This window comes from Pseudomonas sp. A0308 (assembly GCF_044218815.1).
In the GTDB taxonomy this organism is placed as follows: domain Bacteria; phylum Pseudomonadota; class Gammaproteobacteria; order Pseudomonadales; family Pseudomonadaceae; genus Aquipseudomonas; species Aquipseudomonas iridis.
In genome coordinates, this window is the sequence record NZ_CP162581.1 from 823604 (window position 1) to 842835 (window position 19232).

Here is a 19232-nt window from a genome sequence, read left to right on the forward strand (position 1 = left end):
ATCGATTACTTTGATCATTGGAATCGACAAGGCGAATTTTTCCTTTGCATTCAACCTGTTCAGAATGACGCCACTCTCAAAAGCCTCAGGATGGGCACCGCATGAATCTCAATTTCGCCTTCGCTTGCATGATCGTTGTGTCTTTCGCGGTTGCCCTCGGGCACGCGTGATGCGGTCACATTCTCCACGCGCATATCAGGATCGTGGCGAGGGGATTTATCCCCTCACCGACATGATTTCACGCTCTCTCAAACGCTGACCACACGCGCCTTGCGCACGAACAGCGCTTGAGCCTTGTCCCAGAAATTCCCCCCCAGCACAAAAAAACTGCCAACAAACATCAAATCCCCAAGCAATTGCATTTGCCACAGGTTGGGCCGCAACCCTGGCCAGAAGTTATCGAAATACGGTTCCAGAAAAGACGATAGCAACGGCAGGCAAAACATCACCACGCCGATGCGATGGCGCGTCGGGCCAACCTCGTCCACCGGGGCTGGAATGATCCCCGAGACATAACGCCCGATCGTGTGCTTGAGTTCGGCAAATCCGGCCTTGCCCATCACCGCGATCACCACCAGCAACAACACCTTGTTGCTGATAAACAACACGCCAGTGAGTGCCGCGACTTTCGAGCCAGGCACATCAAGCGCGGCCGCCAGCGGCACCATCAACCACGAACCGAGCATCAGGCAAATAATCCCCACACCGACCTTGAAGCGCCAGGTTGCGGGTGCCGCCGGGGTCTGCGGATCTTGGGCAGTGTCCATGGTTTCTTACCTGTCTGGGTGGAGTTGCGATGCCTCAAAAGCGTAGCAGCAGATTCGCCCGAACAACTTGCAATTGGCCGTCTATGCTCCACTGATATTTACGGCCCGGGAAACAAGCAATGCCTGCAACAACAGCACTGCTGACGCGATCCGGTCATTTGTTATTGCTCTGCGTCTTGAGTGTGGGCGGTTGCGTGCGCCTGGGGCCGGATTTCCAGCCGCCCGCCGAAGCATGGAGCAAACAATGGAACAGCACGGCCTTGGAGCAGGCCAGTGAACGCGCCGCCCATCCCGATCTGCGCCAATGGTGGCAAGTCTTCGGTGACCCGGTGCTGGATCGCCTGATCAGCGAAGCCGATGCGCGCAACAGCAGTCTGAAAATCGCAGGCCTGCGAGTTCTCGAAGCCCGCGCACAACTGGGTATCGCCGAAAGCGGCCGCTACCCGCAATTGCAACAGGTCGGCGTCGACAGCCTTTACATCGACCGTCACCAGTCCGGCGGCAACAATCCGCAGGATCTGCACTTCTGGCAGCACAGCGCCGCGTTTGATGTCGGTTGGGAACTGGATTTCTGGGGCCGCTTCAGTCGCGCCATCGAGTCATCCGATGCCCAATATTTCGCCGCGCAAGCCAACTACGAAGACGCCCTCGTATTGCTGCGTGCACAAGTCGCCGACACCTACTTTTCCCTGCGCACCACTGAAGCAAGGCTGCGCGTCGCGCGGGAAAACGCTGTCCAGCAGAAGCGTAATTTCGAGATCACCGAAAAACTCTTCAACAGCGGCCAGAGCGCTGAACTCGATCTGCAACAGGCGAAAACCCAATACCTTGGCACGCTGAGCAGCATCCCGGCATTTGAAGATCAGCTGCTGCGCACGCGCAATGCGCTGGCGGTGCTGGTGGGTCAGCCGCCCGGTGGCGCGGCGTTGCTGGCCGAACAACCGGGGCTGATTCCGTTGGTGGATCGCGCCGTGCTGCAAGACGTACCGGCCAACCTGCTGCTGCGCCGTCCGGATGTGCGCGCGGCGGAACTGAATGTCGCCGCGCAATCGGCGCTGGTCGGTGTCGCTGAAACCGATCTGTATCCATCGCTGACCTTGCTCGGCAGCATCGTCTGGTCTACCGACTCCCTCAGCGCTACGCCGCGCAGCCTCGACCTGATCGGCGGGCCGAGCCTGCGCTGGAACATCTTCGATTACGGGCGTATCCGCAACAACATACGGGTGCAGGACGCACGCTTGCAGCAACTGATCGAAGCCTATCGCGACAAGGTTCGGCAAGCCGCACGCGAGGCCGACGACGCCGCCAGTGGCTTGAGCAAAGCGCTCGAACGCGAGCGGATTCTGCGGGAGGCAGAAGGTGCCGCGCGGCGTTCACTGGTGCTGGCCAACACGCAATATCGCGAAGGCTATTCGGACTTCCAGCGCGTGCTCGACGCGCAACGCGCGCTGCTGGAATTGCAGGACAACTATCTGGTCAGTCGCAGCAACGCCGTGAGCAACCTGATCGCTCTCTACAAAGCCGTTGGCGGCGGTTGGCAAGCCACTTCGCCGCAGATCGACGAACCGACCCGCCAACAGATGCAACAACGCACTAATTGGGGCGACTTGCTCACCGCGCCGCCCGCCCAACCGCTGTATCCACTCCCGTCGCAGGACCGCCGCCATGACTGACGCCGCACCTCCCCCTCCGGCGCCCACGCCAACCCCGACCGATCCGGCCAAAAAAGGCATCCGCTGGGTGCTGCTGTTGATTGTGCTGAGCCTGGCCTGGTACCTGCTCGCCGACCGCTACACACCCTACACCCAGCAGGCGCGGGTCGGCGCATTCGTGATTCCGGTGGCGGCGGAAGTCGCCGGCCGGGTGATCCGGGTCAACGTGCGCAACAACCAAGACGTCAAGGCTGGCGACGTCCTCTTTGAGCTCGATCCGCAGCCGCTGCAAATCGCCGTGGATCGGGCGAAAGCCGATCTGGAATCGACCCGCCGTCAGGTCGGCGCCAGCACCGCCGGCATCGCTTCGGCGCAGGCCTCGCTGCGTGCCGCGCAAGCCAACGAGCTCAAGACGCGGCAAGACAATCAACGCCTCGAAGGTTTGTACAAACAGGATCCGGGCACCATCTCCGTGCGTTTGCTCGAAGTGTCGCGAGCCAACCGCGAACAGGCGGTCGCCCAGGTCGCCGCCGCCCGGGCCGAAGTGCAGCGCGCGCAGGAGCAGGAAGGTGGCAACACCGACACCAACGCGCAGCTGCGCAGCGCGGCCTCGGCACTGGCCAAAGCCGAACTGGATCTGGCCAACACTCGCATCGGCGCACGTTCGGCCGGGTTGATCACCGACCTGCGCACCGATGTCGGCCAGTTCGCCGCTGTCGGCAGCCCGGTGATGACCTTGATCGCCATTCATGATGTGTGGATCAGCGCCGATCTGACCGAAAACAACCTCGGCCGCGTGCAACCCGGAACACCGGTGGCCATCGTCCTCGACGCGCTGCCCGGCGAAGTCCTCAATGGCCGAGTGCGCAGCGTCGGCTATGGCGTCAGCGTCGGCCAGACGCCAGCGCCGGGCACCTTGCCGAGTATCCAGAACAGCCGCGACTGGCTGCGTCCGGCGCAGCGTTTTCCGGTGATTATCGAGTTCACTGAGGAGGCGAAAAAACGCCTGGTCGACAACCGCGCGATCCGTGCCGGTGGTCAGGCTGAAGTCATGGCCTTCCCCACCGAAGGTAACCCGCTCAATCCGCTGGGGCGGCTGTTTGTCGGGCTGATGAGCTGGCTGTCGTATGCCTACTGAGCGCAGCGTCCCGGCGCAACGGGCGTTGCGCCTGGCGTTCGGCACCGCGCTGTGCACCGCCGTGAGTTATGCGCTGGCGCTGCCGCTGGCGTTTATTTCGCCGGTGCTGGCGGTGTTGTTGCTGGCCAGTCTGCCCCGGCCATTGCCGCTCAAAGGTGCGCTGGTGCTGGCGTTGGTCGCGGCGCTCACCACCAGCATCGGGCTGCTGCTGACGCCGCTGCTGCGTTACTACCCGGTGAGTGGCGTGTTGTTGATCGGCCTCGGTCTGTTTCTGGTGTTCCGCTTTGGCTTGCGCGGCGGCAACCCGTTGATCGTGACCTTTCTGGTGATCGGCATGACCATGATCTCCGCCGCCGGGTTCGCCGAATTCGATCTGGCGATGGCGGTGATTGGTGCGTTGGTCAAAGGCCTGTTGCTGGCGGTGGCGGTGGTCGGCGTCAGCCACGCGCTGTTTCCTGAGCGGCCTGATAGCCCGCTCCCACCCAAGCCGCCCGCCATGCCCGGCGACGAAGTCCCACGTGTGGCCCTGCGCGCCACGCTGATCGTGCTGCCAACCTTTTTGCTGGCCCTGAGCGACCCGGCAAGCTACATGCCGATCATCCTCAAAGCTGTCAGCCTCGGCCAACAAAGCTCCACGACCAACACTCATCACGCGGGGCGTGAACTGCTCGGTTCGACCCTGCTCGCCGGCGTTTTGGCGGTGCTGGTGTGGTGCGGATTAAGCCTTTTCGTGCACCTGTGGATGTTCTTTCTGTGGATGCTGCTGATCGGACTATGGCTGGCGCGCAAACTCTATCGCCTCAGCCCGACGCAACTCAGCCCGGGGTTCTGGCTCAACACCCTGATAACAATGATCATCCTGCTCGGCCAATCAGTGCAGGACAGCGCAGCAGGCAAAGACGTCTACACAGCGTTTGCCGTGCGCATGGCCCTGTTTATTCTGGTTACGCTTTACGGCGTATTGATGATGCACCTGCTCCAAGGGCACAGAACCCGCCGTCAGGGCGTGACCTGATAGCCGCGTCCTTGCAAACACCCGGCGTAGGCACTGGAACTGGCCGCTGCATCGGTTTTGCTCTGCGCGCGACGTTCTTGCCGCTGTCGAGAGCCACCGACTACCGCACCGGCCGCGGCGGTTTGCTGGGCCCGGTTCTGTCGGTAATCCTGTTTGCGATCATCGTCGACGCGGTCGTAAACCTCGTCGTGTTGACGGCCGCGGACTTCAGAACCTACTGCTCCGGCAGCGGCACCGACAGCGGCCCCCTTCAGACGACCACCCGCTTGGGGTGTTGAAGTCGGCGAAGACGAAGCGATGGAGTGGCAGTCGTTGATGTCGATCTGGGTTTGTTGAGAAGACTGGCCTTTCAGGGGAACGATGGACTCTGCCTGGGCAGGAGTTGTAGTGAAGGTTGCGAAGATGAGCAGGCTGAAGAATGGCAGGCGATTCATGATGATCTCCAACTGGGGGGGCCGCACCGTCAAGTGCAGGCAGATCAACAGTGTAGTTCCCCCGCCCATCTCCTTGCGCCCGGCCCTCGGCAGCCATTGCGGCTTCAGAACCAGGCCAAGGCCCCACTAACCTGTTTGAAAACGTTTGACATGTTTACGCTCGACGCGAACAACCAGGCAGTCCCGCAGCCGATGATCAATAAGCAGGCTAACGCTATCCCCAGTCGCCGACTACGGACGACATATCGTTGTTTTTGTTGAGCCAGTGCATTGAAAGCCATTTTCAGTTTGTTAAAAGCTTCCAACGTATTTTTCTGCTCATCCGTGCGCTTTTCCAATGTTTCGGTGAGCTGACTGATCTCAGCCCTGGATTGGAGATACGCAGCCTCTGTCTCGCCAAGCGTATTGTTGGCTGTGATGAACTGGCGCGACGTCATTGTGTGCCTGTCATTCAACGCCCGTAACTGCGCCTGCAGAGTTACGCCATTGGCTTCAGATACACTCAGCGTGTTGTTTGCCACCTCTAATCGCTGTGAAAGCTCGGTGCACGTCCCTTCCAGTTCTGCGCTTTTTATTCGTTGTTCATTCAGCGTATTCTGCAGAAGAACAACCTGCTCTTCGAGGTAAGGTTTGGAACTTGGATTGCTTAACACCACGCATTTCAGGAAGCCTTTCGGTCCCTCGAGAACATTCTTGATGAACATCTTGTGGGCCGCTTCACGTTCATCCGTTGTTCGCTCATCGGAAAACTTATAAATAAAAATTTCAGGAATATCGACTTCCACCACGGGCACAGAAAGGGCCCTGAGTTCGGTCTGCTTTTCTGCATCTACTGCGTGAGTGCTGCGCACTTCCAAATGAAGTTCACCCTCCCACTTGCGGCCAATGTGGCTGTCCGTCTCGAACTTCAGATATACATCAACGCAGCGGTGCCCTTGAGCCGCCGTCACCAACCGTTTCTCTGACTCCGCATGGGTGAACTGAACGGTGATATTTTCCCGACGTTGAGCCCGGGTGCCCGAATTGAAAATTAGGCTCAGCCTCGTCGTTTCGATCGTCAGTAGCGCCTCCTTGAACAATTGATGATTCAGGGACTCGCCACCTACACCGCCACCGATACCTTCACTGTTTATGTAAGCAAAAAAACTGGTATCACCTTTCATCACATGCTTGACCGGCTTTCGACTGCCAGGTTTGTGAGAGCTGTAAAAACTCTGCCCTGTGGGTTGCCCGTTGAATTCCTTCAGGCGACGACGTTCAACTTGCTTTGCCGTTACCTTGTCAGAGTACCCACCCCATTGCGACGTATACGCGAAACTCTTTGCCATCTTCAAAACAATCCATTCAGAAAAACTGCTCAACCCTGAGCAGTTACAATTTCAGATGCCACCGCAGCGACCAGAGTGTTGATCACTGCTGCCAAACCATCCGTTCGTAATGCCTGGCGTTTACTGCGTTCAGCGTGGGATGAGACGTGTTTTCCGGAGTAAGGGTTAATCAGGATTACATTTTCCTTGCCTTTGACCAAAACCTGGATTTCCTTATTCAGCCAACGCTCCAACTCATTAATTTTATCGATGCATTCACGCCGACTTTCTTTGCCCGCCGGATAGTCATCAATAGGCTCAAAGACATAGGTGTAATCACGATCTTCATGATCGATAATTTTATTTCGCACCTGGCTGTGAATCTGGTTATACGAAAAATGATTGCCGCAACGCGATATCAACGGATTGCAGCCATCGCGATTATCCCCGACCTTGCCAACGTATAACTGAATATCCTTTTCACCCTTGGCCACTACCACATAAACCGAATACTTTCGCTTGAGACTTTCACGATGCAATTTAAAAATGTGCGGCATAGAGCCCTCCTCCTTGAATCCGATGGTTAATTGCCAGTTCATTGCAATCACTTGTTAAGCCGGGGTCAATGTCCAGGCGTGAACCATATCATCAGGCGCCTTCGCGTCCCCTGCGCACCTGCACTAACAACGCCGGGGCGAAGTGCAGCAGCACCATCCGCGCCAGATGATGAGTCAGGATAAACACCACATTCAGTCCACCCGCGAACGCGACAATCGCAATCGTCTCGATCGCCCCCGGCATATACGCCAGCCACAGCGACAGCGGATCACTGTCCAAAAATCGCGCCGCCACTTCCGCAAATCCCGCCGCGACCACGATCATCAACCCGACCGAGACCAGCGCCGTGCGGCCATGTCGACCCAATTCCTTGACGCCCAGCCCCTGAAACCGCGAGCCGATTCGCACGCCAAGAATCAGTGCCGCCAGATTCAAACTCCACTCCGGCATGTGAAAGCCGTGCAGCCACCCTGATTTGACGAAAACCCCCGTGATGATGATCGCCGTGAGCATGAACGGCGCCGGTACGCCGATCACCAGCAGCAATCGACCGAGCAAGACGCTCAAGCCGATTACCGCGAATACGGTCAGCGCCATCCCCGTCGTCAACGGATCGCTTTCAACAGCAGCAACCGACACCTGCCCCGGAATCAAAAAGCTCACCAGCACCGTGATCAGCAGTAACCGCATCAGGTGCACGATGATGACTTTGCTCGAGGCCTTTTCCGACTCGAGCAAATCGAAAACCGCCGCCAATGCGCCCGGGTACACCGCCAACAATGCATCAGTGCGATTCCACCCTGCCCCGCGCGTCAGCCACCAACCCGCCAGCGCTATCTGCACGATCAGACACATCAGCAACACGCCAAGGCTCGGCAACATGGCCGATGCCGTCGCGCTGTCCCACGCCTCGAACATCAGCCCAGTGGCGATGCCCAAGGTGACCTGGATATAACCCAGCCCATAAGGCGTCTCGGGTGCGAAACCCGATTTTGTCACGACCAATGCCGTGACAAGAATCGAGCCCAACAGCAAACCGTGAGGCACACCGAGGGACTGCAACACCGCGCCAAACCCGGCGGCGATCAACAAACACAAAATGGATTTCATATTCGCCTTCCTGGCTATTCAACTGACCCAATACAAATCCCATGTAGGAGCTGCCGAAGGCTGCGATCTTTTGATCTTGCTTTTTAAAATCAAAGTCAAAAGATCGCAGCCTTCGGCAGCTCCTACACGACGGCGTCGCAATTTATGAGCGCAACCGTCCAATCGCCCGCCGATACTTCTCGATCCGCTCCAGATCCTCCCAACTCGGCGAGGCGATCCGCGACAGGTCGCTGTTCTCTTCCAGATCCGCCAATTTCACGACCCGGCCGATCGGGTTTTGCGCGGCGCGTTCGACGAAATCCTCATAGGATTCGCCCGGCACCTTGGTCACCGATTGGATCGCCGTCAGCACCTCTTCGCTGAAGCCTTCCTTACGCAGATCATCGAGACTGATTTCGCAATCCTCGACCACATCGTGCAGCACGGCGACGATGCGCTCTTCCAGCGTGGTCATGCGCAGCATCACTTTCAGCGGATGCAGAATGTACGGCGCCCCACCCTTGTCCACCTGCCCGGCGTGCGCGGTGGCGGCGATGGCTATAGCGCGTTCGAGTGTTTGAGTCATGAGCATCTCCGTTGGCGCGAGGCGGGAGAGTCGTTGCGACTGTTGATTTCAATCATGGGCAACTTCCACTCCTTGGGTGCGTTGAATGTTTCCGATTGTTTCGCAGTCTACGCGAACCGCGCAAATGAAAAACCCGATTGAACCTCCTTCATCTACGCCCTCTCGAAACCCTATAGCGCCAACTGAATGCTCAGAACCGGCGCCATTGAAGAGGAAATACCGATGAACATTCGATTCCTGCTTCTGCTCGCTACTTTCTGCGTCATCCCCACCTGCGTCATGGCCGAAGGCTGCGACGTCCAGACCCGTTCCTCCAGCTCCGCCGTGCCGACAGTGTCTGGACACAGTTGCTATGAGTACGAAGGAACGCCGGTCAACGCCATCGACTGGTCGTGCAGCAACGAAAGCAAAGACATGGTCAACGCCGTCAAGAAAAAGGTCCAGCAGTGCGACGACCACTACCAGGCTACTTGCATCGCCACCCTCACCCAGGAATCCCTCGCCAACCCGCACTCCACCAGCAAGGATAAAAACGCCAAGGCGTTGAACATCCCGGATGGTGCGCAGGTGACTACGTATTACTACGGTGCGGAGGATTTGGGGCAGGCGAAGATTGATTGTGAAAGTGGTGGGGGGAATTGGAAGGCGAAGTAGTGTTTGTGGCCCGCGCACCAAACAAAAGCCATGCCTTGAGATCGACCGAATTGGAGTCTGAAAAACGCGTAGGAAAACACCCCTTGTGGCGAGGGGATTCATACCCGATGGGTTGCGAAGCGGCCCCAAACCGGCGAGCTCATTTCTCCAGACACGCCGCAGGCCACGGATTACGACGAATGCGTCACCGAGTGGGAGCAAGCTCCCTCGCCACAGGGTCGGGTTTGCGTCCTACAGGTCGGTTGTGGCGGCAGGAATTGCTGCCTAGAGTGGGGCTGTCGCTGACCGCAGTTGGCGATGGGTTTCGCAGCCCTCAGAAGTGACACACACCGCTAGATGACAACTGTGGCAAAATCCGCCGCCGTTTCGTTATATGGCGGCTGTGTGTGGGAGACCTTCGGGTCTGCCGGTTTGACTCTTCTCCGGTCTGCGAACCCGCATACAGCTGCCACCCATTTGTTTCGCAGCAGAAAGGTGGCACTTCTTAATTATTTGAAGAGCAATCTTATGACGATCAAAAAACCGCTCCACCACTACGCCCACATGTCCCATCCCGCCACCGACAACCCCGTCCTACTCATCGACGCCGACGCCCCACTGCGCGAACTCCACGCCTGCCTCGCCGAACGCCTCAACGCCGTCCTCAAATACCTCGACCTCATCGCCTGCACCAGCCTCCCCGACTACGCCGAACACGACATCAACACCGTGACCAATATCGCCAGAATCATGGTGCAAGACGTGAGTGACGTGTTTCGGGTAATCGAACAGCGAGGCTTCGACGCGCCCACCTCATAACCAAAACGTTGCCAAAGTGCCAATTTCATAAACGCCCGGTCATCGAATCAGCGATAAAGTCGTTGGCACTTCGGAATAATCACTTCCTGACTTCCGCGCCCCTTGTAAGACGCTTCTGAAAATCAGCAACAGCGCACCGACGCCTCACTGTTCCGGCTTTAGTGGACGGTTACTCTTCAAGCAAGAGTTTTCCATTCAACAAAGCAGAGCATCCATGGCCAACCACAGTTACATGAGCATTACCGGAAACAGACGAGGACTGATCTCCGCCGGTTGTTCCGACACTAATTCAATCGGCAACAGGTGCCAACTGGGTCACCTTGACGAAATAATGGTACTGGCCTATTCCCACAACATGACCACCGGCAATAACGGCGGCGTCACCGCAGATCGTGGCCAACACTTGCCGATCATGATTACCAAGAACATCGACAAATCCTCACCACTGCTGTCCGCCGCACTTCATGAGCGTGAAGTGCTGGACTGCACCATCTTCTTCTACCGAACCTCACCCTCTGGCACACAGGACAAGTACTTCAAAATCCACATTGCCGGCGCAAAAATCGCCCACATCAACCTCCAGGTTCCCCACGCCATCCACTTGAACGACGCCCAGCCGCAAGAATTGGTGTCCTTTACTTATCGCGAAATCAGCTGGACACACCTCCAGGCGGGCACGTGCGGTTTTAGCCGTTGGGAAAATGAAGATGAATGAGGATTCGTGTGACATCAACGACGTTACCCGGGCTGCTTCCGATCTGGTCGCATTCGGGTGCCAGATCAGCGCGATTCGGTTGTACGATAGCTTCAGCCAACTCAAGCTTGGCGAGGTTGTTTCATCTTATGCGAATGAGATTGTTCGAGCGGTAGATGAAGGTGTTATTAGTGCAAAACAAGGATTTGATGCAATTAGCAGCGAGTATTCAGAGCTTTCAAGGAAATCTGCTTTCTACATCGAGAACGGAATAGGCGTGATCGCAGGAGCTATTCAGTTTGAGTCAGGCGTTTCCAAAATCAAAAACAGCCGAGGACACCCTTTATAATTGAGCGCGAAGCAAGACACATTTCCCGAACACTCACTAGTCCGCCACACCTTCGCCTCGAAAAAAAAGCGCAAAGCAATGTAACCATGCCGGATAATTCATTACGCCATCAGCCCTGCATCGTCACGCGCTCATTCAGAGCCTTCCTACAAATGAAAACCGACAAGCCTGCAAACCTTTCCTCGAGTCAAAAAAAATCCGACGCCCTTCAACAAGGCGTCGGATTTACTTACAGCGCATGGTTTTTACCTAAAGCATCAATCAGAAGTTAGCCGGCGTATTCGCACTAATAATCTCAGCCTCATCCGCCCCGATATTGCGAAACTTATGCGGCAACGTCGTAGGAAAGTAATACCCATCCCCGGCATTCAACACACTCACCGAGCCATCCACGGTCAACTCGACAGTCCCGCGCGTCACAAGCCCACACTCCTCACCTTCCGAGTGAACAATCGGCTCTTCCCCGGAGCTCGCGCCCGGTGCGTATTGCTCGCGCAGCAAGCGCATCTGGCGGCTTGGTACCGAGGCGCCGATCAGCAGCAGGCGCAGGCCGTGGCGGCCGAGGTCGGGCTGTTCGTTGGCGCGGAAGACGTATTGATGTTCGCGCGGTGGCTGGTCGAAGGTGAAGAAGTCGGCCAGGGACATCGGGATGCCTTCGAGCAGCTTTTTCAATGAGCTGACGGAGGGACTGACGCGATTCTGTTCGATCAGGGAGATGGTGGCATTGGTCACGCCGCTACGCCGGGCCAGCTCGCGCTGGGAGAGTTTGTAGCTTTCGCGTACTAGTTTGAGTCGAGAACCCGTATCCATGACTGCCTTATGTAAGAACGACTTAAGGGCGATGGGGGTGGGTGGCGGGTGACGCGCCGGGGCGCGGGTCACGTTGCTCCCGTGTCCCGGAACCGTGAAAGGCGGCTATTAAATCACGTTTGGTGGTGTTGCTCAGCAGGTTCGATGGGTGGTGGGGGAAAAGTCGCTCTTGCCTTGGTAATGCAGTCACTGTGGGAGCGAGCCTGCTCGCGAAAGCGGTGTGTCAGACGACGGCGATGTTGGCTGATATGACCTCTTCGCGAGCAGGCTCGCTCCCACAGTTGGATCTCTTTTGTGTCAGTTGGCTTTGTGGAGGTTGTCAGGCCGTCATCGCTGGCAAGCCAGTTCCCACAGGTTTTGTGGTTGTCAGTTGGAGTGATGGCGTCTTTACAGGCGCCATCGCTGGCAGGCCAGCTCCCACATTTTGAACATTACTAGCTTAGATGCCGAAACGATCGCGCAGCGAGTAGTAGACGGCGCCGAGGGCGGTCAGCGGGGCGGAGAAGGTGCGGCCGCCGAGCATTGGCATGTGTGGCAAGGACGCGAACGCGTTGAAGCGTTCGGCATCGCCGCGGATCATTTCCGAGATCAGTTTGCCGGCCAGGTGCGAGCAGGTGACGCCGTGGCCGCTGTAGCCTTGCATGTAGTAGGCGTTTTTCTCGATACGGCCGAATTGCGGCATGCGGGACATGGTCAGCAGGAAATTGCCGGTCCAGCGGTAGTCGATTTTCACGTCTTTGAGCTGCGGGAAGGTCTTGAGAATCTTCGGGCGGATCAGTTGTTCGATGTCGTCCGGTTCACGCGCGCCGTAGACCACGCCGCCGCCGTACAGCAAACGGTTGTCGGCGGTGAGGCGGTAGTAATCCAACAGATAGTTGCAGTCTTCGACGCAGTAGTTGTTGGTGATCAGGCTGCGTGCCTGTTTCTCGGTCAACGGTTCGGTGACGACGATTTGCGAGCCGCAGGGCATGCTTTTCGCGGTGACGCGGTTGTCGAGGCCTTGCGGCAGGTAGGCGTTGCCAGCGATCAACAGGTACTTGGCGCGGACCAGACCTTTGGCGGTGCGCACGACATTTGGCTCGCCGTAGGTGATTTCCACCGCGGCCGATTGCTCGTAGATCTTGCCGCCCAAACTCACGATGGCAGCAGCTTCCCCGAGGGCCAGGTTGAGTGGGTGCACGTGGCCGCCCTGCAAGTCCAGCAGACCACCGACGTAGGCGTCGGAGCCGACTTCGCGACGAATGTCCGCAGCGTCGAGCATCTTCAGATTGCGGTTGCCGTAGCGTTCCCAGTTTTTCTTCTGCTCGGCCAGACCATTCAGTTGTTTCTTGTTCATCGCCGCGAAGATACCGCCCGGACGGTAGTCGCATTTGATGTCGTATTGCTTGATGCGCGAACGAATGATGTCGGCGCCTTCGAAGATCATGCTGCCCAGGATTTCGGCGGTCTTGTCGCCGTAACGCTCTTCGATCACGTCGACGTCGCGGCTGTAGGAGTTAACCAGTTGCCCGCCGTTACGGCCGCTCGCGCCGTAGCCGACTTTCGCCGCTTCCAGCACCGTGACTTTATAGCCAGCCTCGGCGAGGAACAGTGCCGAGGACAGGCCCGTGTAACCGGCGCCGATGATGCAGACGTCGCAATCCACCGCTTCTTCGAGGGTCGGAAAGTCGATGACTTCGTTGCGAGTGGCGGCGTAGTAGCTGTTTACGTGTTGTTGTTTCATACGGTTCTCCGAGGGTCGCCGGCTCACGCCAGCAACCGCCGCTGTAAAAGAATTAGAGCTTGATCCAGGTCGCTTTCAGCTCGGTGTACTTGTCGAACGCGTGGAGCGATTTGTCGCGACCGTTGCCCGACTGTTTGAAGCCACCGAACGGCGCGGTCATGTCGCCGCCGTCGTACTGGTTGACCCAGACGCTGCCGGCACGCAGGCCACGAGCAAAGGTGTGCGCCTTGCTCAGGTTGCTGGTCCAGACCCCGGCGGCGAGGCCGAAGATGCTGTCGTTGGCGATCTGCAGCGCTTCTTCAACGGTGTCGAAGGTGATCAGCGACAGCACCGGGCCGAAGATTTCTTCCTGAGCGATGGTCATGGCGTTGGTCACGCCATCGAAAAGCGCAGGCTGCACATACAGGCCACCGGTTTCTTCAAGGGTGCGTTGGCCACCGGCAATCAGCTCGGCGCCCTGCTCGCGACCGATGCTGATGTAACGCAGCACGTTGTCGAGTTGACGCTGATCGACCACGGCGCCGACGGTGGTCGCCGGATCCAGGGCGTGACCGGGTTTCCACGCTTGCAGTGCTTCCACCAGCAGCGGAATGAACTGCTCACGGATCGAACGCTCGACCAGCAGACGCGAACCGGCGGTGCAGACTTCGCCCTGGTTGAAGGCGATGGCGCCGGCCGCTGCTTGCGCCGCAGCGCGCAAGTCCGGTGCGTCGGCAAACACCACGTTCGGGCTCTTGCCGCCGGCTTCGAGCCAGACGCGTTTCATGTTGCTCTGGCCGGCGTAAATCATCAGTTGCTTGGCAATCGCCGTGGAGCCGGTGAAGGCCAGCACGTCGACGTCCATGTGCAACGCCAACGCCTTGCCGACGGTGTGGCCGAAGCCTGGCAGGACGTTGAACACGCCTTTCGGAATGCCGGCGTCCAGCGCCAACTGGGCGATGCGGATCGCGGTCAGCGGAGACTTTTCCGAAGGCTTGAGGATGAACGAGTTACCCGCCGCCAGGGCCGGGGCGAATTTCCAGCTGGCCATGATCAGCGGGAAGTTCCACGGCACGATGGCCGCCACGACGCCGCAAGGCTCACGAGTGATCAAGCCGAGCTGGTCGTGCGGTGTGGCCGCGACTTCGTCGTAGATCTTGTCGACGGCTTCAGCGCTCCAGCGGATCGCGTTGGCGGTCGCCGGGATGTCGATGCTCATCGAGTCGCTGATCGGTTTACCCATGTCGAGGGTTTCCAGCAGCGCCAGTTCTTCCTGGTTCTGCAGGATCAGATCAGCGAAGCGGATCAGGATGCGCTTGCGCTCGGCCGGGGCCTTGTTGGCCCACACGCCGGATTCGAAAGACTGGCGCGCGACTTCCACGGCGAGGTTGGCGTCGGCTTCATCGGTGCTGGCGACGGAGGCCAGAAAACGGCCGTCAACGGGGCTCAGGCATTCAAAGGTGTCGCCGCTGATCGCCGGGCGGTATTCACCGTTGATGAACGCGCGGGATTCAATGGTCAGGGACTGGAAGCGTTGTTCCCAGTCGTTGCGGGTCGTTGTCATTGTTATGGCTCGACGAGGGGGTGGTGAGCAGCGGACGAACGCCGCCGATCAAAATCTGGTAACCCGATACCCTGTAGGAGCTGCCGAAGGCTGCGATCTTTTGATCTTGATCCTGAAAAACAAAGTCAAAAGATCGCAGCCTTCGGCAGCTCCTACAGGGGATGGTGCTGGGCTTTAAACGGTATGCAGATACCAGTTGTACTCAAGGTCAGAAATCGAGTTTTCGAACTCGGCCAGCTCGCTCTCCTTGCACGCGACAAACACGTCGATGTACAGCGGGTCGATGTAGCGGGCCATGACTTCGCTGTCGTCCAGCTCACGCAATGCGTCGCGCAGGTTGTTCGGCAGGCTCTGTTCGTTCTGCTCGTAGCTGTTGCCCTCGACTGGGGCACCCGGTTCGATCTGGTTGGTCAGGCCGTGGTGGATACCGGCCAGCACCGAGGCCATCAGCAGGTACGGGTTGGCATCGGCACCGGCGACACGATGCTCGATGCGCACCGCGTCTGCAGAACCGGTCGGCACACGTACTGCAACAGTGCGGTTGTCGATGCCCCAGCTCGGCGAGTTCGGCACGTAGAACTGCGCGCCGAAGCGACGGTACGAGTTGACGTTCGGGCAGAGGAAGGCCATTTGCGCAGGCAGGGTCTCCAGCACACCGCCGATCGCATGTCGCAGCGCGGCGTTCTGCTCGGGATCCTCGCTGGCGAAGATGTTGTTGCCTTCTTTGTCCAGGATCGAAATATGTACGTGCAGACCATTACCTGCCTGGCCCGGATACGGCTTGGCCATGAAGGTGGTGTCCATCTCGTGGTCGTAGGCGATGTTCTTCACCAGACGCTTGAGCAGGACGGCGTAGTCGCAGGCCTTGATCGGATCGGAGACGTGATGCAGGTTGACTTCGAACTGCGCCGGGGCACTTTCCTTGACGATGGCGTCAGCCGGGATGCCCTGCTCTTTCGCGCCTTCGAGGATGTCTTGCAGGCAGTCGACGTATTCGTCGAGGTCGTCGATCAGGTAGACCTGAGTCGACACCGGGCGCTTGCCGGAAACCGGCGAGCGTGGCGACTGCGGACGGCCGTTCACGTTGTCCTGGTCGATCAGGTAGAACTCCAGTTCGAACGCGGCGCAGATGGTCAGGCCCATTTCATCGAACTTGCGCACGACGTTAGCCAGCACTTCACGCGGGTCAGCGAAGAACGGCTGGCCTTCAAGTTCGTGCATGGTCATCAACAGTTGTGCGGTTGGGCGCTTCTGCCACGGCTCGATGCTGAGGGTGCCGGGGATCGGATAGCAGATGCGGTCGGCGTCGCCGATGTCCAGGCCCAGGCCGGTGCTTTCCACCGTGGAGCCGTTGATGTCGAGGGCAAAGAGCGAGGCCGGCAGGTTGATGCCTTTCTCGTAAACCTTATGAAGACTGGTGCGTTCGATGCGCTTGCCGCGCACCACACCGTTCATATCCGCAATCAGAAGGTCGACGTACAAAACCTCAGGATATTTCTTAAGGAATGCGTTTGCTTCGTTGAGTTGAACGGTACGCAGAGGGACCGACATGATGCACCTATTTAGCTGTTAATTATTATGTTCACTGCTGTTTCGCCGAGCCAGTCAACCCGAACGGCAAAGTGAAGTCAATAGCGAACACCCTGCCGCTCAGCCTTTATTTTTAGGGCTTTTCTTGACACCTGCGTGCCAAAACAGGCGCCAGACGCCTGCCAATCATGAAGATTTGATGAGCGGCGTTTAGAATTTTTTACACGGGAGTTGTTAATTAAAATCAACGACGCTAAGCTCCGGAAAAGCTCGTTCAAGTGTCAAACTTCGAGGTGAATAAAAATGGCATTCAAGCCATTGATCGGCGTTACTGCGTGCGTCAAACAGATTGGCCTGCACCCCTATCACATCAGCGGCGACAAGTACGTACGTGCTGTCAGCGTTGGCGCCCAGGGGCTGCCGGTGGTCATTCCTTCCCTTGGTAACCTGACTGAAATCGAGGACCTGCTCGGTCAACTCGACGGTCTGCTGCTGACCGGCTCGCCTTCAAACGTGGAACCTTTCCACTATCAAGGCCCGGCCAGCGTACCCGGTACGGATCACGACCCGGCGCGGGATGCCACGACCCTTCCTTTATTGCGTGCTGCCATTGCGGCGGGCGTTCCGGTGCTGGGCATTTGCCGCGGCTTCCAGGAGATGAACGTGGCATTTGGCGGCAGCCCGCATCAGAAGGTGCATGAGCTGCCGGGCATGCTCGATCACCGCGAAGCGGACAGCCCGGATGTGGCCGTGCAATACGCACCGGCTCATGCGGTCACGGTGCTTGGCGGCGGCGTGTTCGAAGCGCTGGAGTTGCCCGGCGAGTTCCAGGTCAATTCCATTCACAGTCAGGGCATCGACCGCCTCGCGCCCGGCCTGCGTGCCGAAGCGGTGGCGCCGGATGGTCTGATCGAGGCGATCTCGGTGGAGCACAGCCCGACCTTTGCCCTCGGCGTGCAATGGCACCCAGAGTGGCAGGTGCTGGACAACCCGAACTACCTGAAGATTTTTCAGGCCTTCGGTGAGGCTTGCCGGCAACGGGCGGCGCGACGCAACCAGCGCTGATATCAGCAAACAATACCTGACGATTTACTGCCCCCACGCAAGTCGGGTGTGCCTGCGCACATCCGTCATTCGTGAAAAACAACACCCGTAATAACAACAAGTACGACCCAGGCAGCCAGGACGGCGGCGCCGAACAAGCCGGATCGGTATGAGCAGTACCCGTTGGATCAATGCAAAACCCTGTGGGAGCTGGCTTGCCAGCGATGGCGGTGGGTCAGTCACCCTTTATGTTGAAGGTGACGGCCTCATCGCTGGCAAGCCAGCTCCCACAGGGTATTGCTCAGATCCGACCGGGAATGTGCTTACAGGCTTGCAATCCACTTAAGCCTGGCCACATTGGCCAGGCACTGAAACCTGTTGGGAGTTTCACATGGCAAACGCCTCCAGCACTTACAGGAAGGCACTTGAAGGTCATCAGCAACCGAAAAAGGTGTTGGTGAAGATCGATCGTGTCACCAAGAAGTTCGACGAAACCATCGCAGTTGACGATGTATCCCTGGAGATCCATCAGGGCGAAATCTTTGCCCTGCTCGGCGGCTCCGGCTCGGGTAAATCGACCCTGCTGCGCATGCTTGCCGGTTTCGAGCGCCCGACTGAAGGGCGGATTCTGCTCGACGGTGTGGACATCACCGACATGCCGCCGTACGAGCGGCCGATCAACATGATGTTCCAGTCCTACGCGCTGTTCCCGCACATGACCGTCGCGCAGAACATCGCCTTCGGCCTCAAGCAGGACCGTTTGCCAGCCAGTGAAATCGACGCCCGCGTTGAAGAAATGCTGCGTCTGGTGCACATGACCCAATACGCCAAACGCAAACCGCATCAACTCTCCGGTGGTCAGCGCCAACGTGTCGCCCTCGCCCGCTCGCTGGCGAAACGGCCAAAGCTGTTGCTGCTCGACGAACCGATGGGTGCGCTGGATAAAAAGCTACGTTCGCAAATGCAGCTGGAGCTGGTTGAGATCATCGAGCGCGTCGGCGTGACCTGCGTGATGGTGACTCACGACCAGGAAGAAGCCATGACCATGGCCGAGCGGATCGCGATCATGCACCTGGGCTGGATCGCGCAGATCGGCAGCCCGATTGACATCTATGAAGCACCCGTCAGCCGTATGGTCTGCGAGTTCATCGGCAACGTGAACGCCTTCGACGGCACGGTGGTTGAAGACCTCGAAGGTCACGCGATCATCCACAGCCCGGACTTGCAGCAGAAGATCTACGTCGGTCACGGCGTCAGCACCTCGGTGCAGGACAAGTCGGTCACCTACGCGATCCGGCCGGAAAAAATGCTCGTCAGCACGACCCAGCCCGAGTTCCGATACAACTGGTCCGAAGGCAAGGTGCATGACATCGCCTACCTTGGCGGTCACTCGGTGTTTTACGTGCAATTGCCGGGCGGCAAAATCGTCCAGTCGTTCATGGCCAACGCTGAACGCCGTGGCGCGCGACCGACCTGGGACGACAAGGTTTACGTCTGGTGGGAAGACGACAGCGGCGTGGTACTGCGCTCATGAGAACTTT

General features: G+C 58.3%; 19 protein-coding genes. 9 read left to right on the top strand and 10 right to left on the bottom strand.

Annotated features, from left to right (window positions below):
- Nucleotides 1-248: 248 nt before the first annotated feature.
- The gene (locus AB4P92_RS03780; protein ID WP_042558768.1) at nucleotides 249-767 is read right to left on the bottom strand and encodes a transporter suffix domain-containing protein; all 519 of its coding nucleotides are present in this window, start codon (nucleotides 765-767) and stop codon (nucleotides 249-251) included.
- A gap of 119 nt (nucleotides 768-886) precedes the next feature.
- Here AB4P92_RS03780 and AB4P92_RS03785 point away from each other — a divergent pair, with 119 nt between their 5' ends.
- From AB4P92_RS03785 to AB4P92_RS03795, 3 genes are read left to right on the top strand one after another with little or no spacing between them, the layout of a single operon-like run.
- Entirely contained in the window at nucleotides 887-2440 is a 1554-nt protein-coding gene (locus AB4P92_RS03785) for an efflux transporter outer membrane subunit (protein WP_395598910.1), read from the top strand.
- Nucleotides 2433-3557: an HlyD family secretion protein gene (locus tag AB4P92_RS03790; RefSeq protein WP_395598911.1), complete on the top strand. Its 1125-nt coding sequence runs from the start codon at nucleotides 2433-2435 to the stop codon at nucleotides 3555-3557. The genes AB4P92_RS03785 and AB4P92_RS03790 overlap by 8 nt, the downstream gene beginning before the upstream one ends.
- On the top strand, nucleotides 3547-4572 hold the full coding sequence (locus AB4P92_RS03795; RefSeq protein ID WP_395598912.1) for a DUF2955 domain-containing protein: 1026 nt from the start codon (nucleotides 3547-3549) through the stop codon (nucleotides 4570-4572). The genes AB4P92_RS03790 and AB4P92_RS03795 overlap by 11 nt, the downstream gene beginning before the upstream one ends.
- Here AB4P92_RS03795 and AB4P92_RS03800 read toward each other — a convergent pair.
- From AB4P92_RS03800 to AB4P92_RS03820, 5 genes are all read right to left on the bottom strand, one after another.
- Nucleotides 4557-5006, bottom strand: coding sequence for a hypothetical protein (locus AB4P92_RS03800; protein WP_395598913.1), 450 nt, complete (start codon nucleotides 5004-5006; stop codon nucleotides 4557-4559). The two genes, AB4P92_RS03795 and AB4P92_RS03800, sit on opposite strands and share 16 nt — an antisense overlap.
- A gap of 104 nt (nucleotides 5007-5110) precedes the next feature.
- Nucleotides 5111-6334 (bottom strand): hypothetical protein, encoded by a 1224-nt coding sequence (locus AB4P92_RS03805; RefSeq protein WP_395598914.1) that lies wholly within the window; start codon nucleotides 6332-6334, stop codon nucleotides 5111-5113.
- 29 nt (nucleotides 6335-6363) lie between these two features.
- On the bottom strand, nucleotides 6364-6912 hold the full coding sequence (locus AB4P92_RS03810) for a hypothetical protein (protein WP_395598915.1): 549 nt from the start codon (nucleotides 6910-6912) through the stop codon (nucleotides 6364-6366).
- Between the two features lie 49 nt (nucleotides 6913-6961).
- Nucleotides 6962-7981 carry an AbrB family transcriptional regulator gene (locus tag AB4P92_RS03815; protein WP_395598916.1) on the bottom strand — a complete coding sequence of 340 codons (1020 nt, stop codon included), beginning with the start codon at nucleotides 7979-7981 and terminating at the stop codon, nucleotides 6962-6964.
- A gap of 142 nt (nucleotides 7982-8123) precedes the next feature.
- Complete coding sequence (locus AB4P92_RS03820; RefSeq protein ID WP_042558761.1) at nucleotides 8124-8546, bottom strand: HD domain-containing protein; 423 nt, start codon at nucleotides 8544-8546, stop codon at nucleotides 8124-8126.
- A 222-nt stretch (nucleotides 8547-8768) separates the two neighbouring features.
- Between AB4P92_RS03820 and AB4P92_RS03825 the strand changes: the two genes are divergently transcribed.
- From AB4P92_RS03825 to AB4P92_RS03840, 4 genes are all read left to right on the top strand, one after another.
- Nucleotides 8769-9200 (top strand): hypothetical protein, encoded by a 432-nt coding sequence (locus AB4P92_RS03825; RefSeq protein ID WP_261736843.1) that lies wholly within the window; start codon nucleotides 8769-8771, stop codon nucleotides 9198-9200.
- A 507-nt stretch (nucleotides 9201-9707) separates the two neighbouring features.
- On the top strand, nucleotides 9708-9998 hold the full coding sequence (locus AB4P92_RS03830; RefSeq protein WP_047300721.1) for a hypothetical protein: 291 nt from the start codon (nucleotides 9708-9710) through the stop codon (nucleotides 9996-9998).
- Nucleotides 9999-10212: 214 nt separating this feature from the next.
- Nucleotides 10213-10713, top strand: a complete 501-nt coding sequence (locus AB4P92_RS03835) for an Hcp family type VI secretion system effector (RefSeq protein ID WP_395598917.1) — start codon at nucleotides 10213-10215, stop codon at nucleotides 10711-10713.
- Entirely contained in the window at nucleotides 10706-11041 is a 336-nt protein-coding gene (locus tag AB4P92_RS03840) for a hypothetical protein (protein WP_273878565.1), read from the top strand. The genes AB4P92_RS03835 and AB4P92_RS03840 overlap by 8 nt, the downstream gene beginning before the upstream one ends.
- A gap of 261 nt (nucleotides 11042-11302) precedes the next feature.
- Here the strand turns inward: AB4P92_RS03840 and AB4P92_RS03845 are convergent, their stop codons facing one another.
- The 4 genes from AB4P92_RS03845 to AB4P92_RS03860 all read right to left on the bottom strand — a co-directional run bounded on the left by AB4P92_RS03845 (nucleotide 11303) and on the right by AB4P92_RS03860 (nucleotide 16668).
- Nucleotides 11303-11851 carry a cupin domain-containing protein gene (locus AB4P92_RS03845; protein ID WP_042558757.1) on the bottom strand — a complete coding sequence of 183 codons (549 nt, stop codon included), beginning with the start codon at nucleotides 11849-11851 and terminating at the stop codon, nucleotides 11303-11305.
- 439 nt (nucleotides 11852-12290) lie between these two features.
- Nucleotides 12291-13574, bottom strand: coding sequence for an FAD-binding oxidoreductase (locus AB4P92_RS03850; RefSeq protein WP_042558756.1), 1284 nt, complete (start codon nucleotides 13572-13574; stop codon nucleotides 12291-12293).
- 52 nt (nucleotides 13575-13626) lie between these two features.
- The gene (locus AB4P92_RS03855; RefSeq protein ID WP_047300718.1) at nucleotides 13627-15117 is read right to left on the bottom strand and encodes an aldehyde dehydrogenase; all 1491 of its coding nucleotides are present in this window, start codon (nucleotides 15115-15117) and stop codon (nucleotides 13627-13629) included.
- 174 nt (nucleotides 15118-15291) lie between these two features.
- Nucleotides 15292-16668: a glutamine synthetase family protein gene (locus AB4P92_RS03860; protein ID WP_047300717.1), complete on the bottom strand. Its 1377-nt coding sequence runs from the start codon at nucleotides 16666-16668 to the stop codon at nucleotides 15292-15294.
- A 282-nt stretch (nucleotides 16669-16950) separates the two neighbouring features.
- Here AB4P92_RS03860 and AB4P92_RS03865 point away from each other — a divergent pair, with 282 nt between their 5' ends.
- Both AB4P92_RS03865 and potA read left to right on the top strand, forming a co-directional pair.
- Nucleotides 16951-17712 carry a gamma-glutamyl-gamma-aminobutyrate hydrolase family protein gene (locus AB4P92_RS03865; RefSeq protein ID WP_395598918.1) on the top strand — a complete coding sequence of 254 codons (762 nt, stop codon included), beginning with the start codon at nucleotides 16951-16953 and terminating at the stop codon, nucleotides 17710-17712.
- A gap of 370 nt (nucleotides 17713-18082) precedes the next feature.
- On the top strand, nucleotides 18083-19225 hold the full coding sequence (potA, locus tag AB4P92_RS03870; protein WP_042558752.1) for a polyamine ABC transporter ATP-binding protein: 1143 nt from the start codon (nucleotides 18083-18085) through the stop codon (nucleotides 19223-19225).
- The last annotated feature ends 7 nt before the right edge of the window (nucleotides 19226-19232 follow it).

Bases quoted from the DNA above. Each gene is read 5' to 3' on its own strand.
- AB4P92_RS03785 (WP_395598910.1), top strand. From the start codon at position 887: ATGCCTGCAACAACAGCACTGCTGACGCGATCCGGTCATTTGTTATTG.
- AB4P92_RS03845 (WP_042558757.1), bottom strand. From the start codon at position 11,851: ATGGATACGGGTTCTCGACTCAAACTAGTACGCGAAAGCTACAAACTC.
- AB4P92_RS03780 (WP_042558768.1), bottom strand. From the start codon at position 767: ATGGACACTGCCCAAGATCCGCAGACCCCGGCGGCACCCGCAACCTGG.
- AB4P92_RS03810 (WP_395598915.1), bottom strand. From the start codon at position 6,912: ATGAACTGGCAATTAACCATCGGATTCAAGGAGGAGGGCTCTATGCCG.
- AB4P92_RS03825 (WP_261736843.1), top strand. From the start codon at position 8,769: ATGAACATTCGATTCCTGCTTCTGCTCGCTACTTTCTGCGTCATCCCC.
- AB4P92_RS03865 (WP_395598918.1), top strand. From the start codon at position 16,951: ATGGCATTCAAGCCATTGATCGGCGTTACTGCGTGCGTCAAACAGATT.
- AB4P92_RS03835 (WP_395598917.1), top strand. From the start codon at position 10,213: ATGGCCAACCACAGTTACATGAGCATTACCGGAAACAGACGAGGACTG.
- AB4P92_RS03815 (WP_395598916.1), bottom strand. From the start codon at position 7,981: ATGAAATCCATTTTGTGTTTGTTGATCGCCGCCGGGTTTGGCGCGGTG.
- AB4P92_RS03790 (WP_395598911.1), top strand. From the start codon at position 2,433: ATGACTGACGCCGCACCTCCCCCTCCGGCGCCCACGCCAACCCCGACC.
- AB4P92_RS03820 (WP_042558761.1), bottom strand. From the start codon at position 8,546: ATGACTCAAACACTCGAACGCGCTATAGCCATCGCCGCCACCGCGCAC.
- AB4P92_RS03805 (WP_395598914.1), bottom strand. From the start codon at position 6,334: ATGGCAAAGAGTTTCGCGTATACGTCGCAATGGGGTGGGTACTCTGAC.
- AB4P92_RS03830 (WP_047300721.1), top strand. From the start codon at position 9,708: ATGACGATCAAAAAACCGCTCCACCACTACGCCCACATGTCCCATCCC.
- potA (WP_042558752.1), top strand. From the start codon at position 18,083: ATGGCAAACGCCTCCAGCACTTACAGGAAGGCACTTGAAGGTCATCAG.
- AB4P92_RS03795 (WP_395598912.1), top strand. From the start codon at position 3,547: ATGCCTACTGAGCGCAGCGTCCCGGCGCAACGGGCGTTGCGCCTGGCG.
- AB4P92_RS03855 (WP_047300718.1), bottom strand. From the start codon at position 15,117: ATGACAACGACCCGCAACGACTGGGAACAACGCTTCCAGTCCCTGACC.
- AB4P92_RS03800 (WP_395598913.1), bottom strand. From the start codon at position 5,006: ATGAATCGCCTGCCATTCTTCAGCCTGCTCATCTTCGCAACCTTCACT.
- AB4P92_RS03840 (WP_273878565.1), top strand. From the start codon at position 10,706: ATGAATGAGGATTCGTGTGACATCAACGACGTTACCCGGGCTGCTTCC.
- AB4P92_RS03850 (WP_042558756.1), bottom strand. From the start codon at position 13,574: ATGAAACAACAACACGTAAACAGCTACTACGCCGCCACTCGCAACGAA.
- AB4P92_RS03860 (WP_047300717.1), bottom strand. From the start codon at position 16,668: ATGTCGGTCCCTCTGCGTACCGTTCAACTCAACGAAGCAAACGCATTC.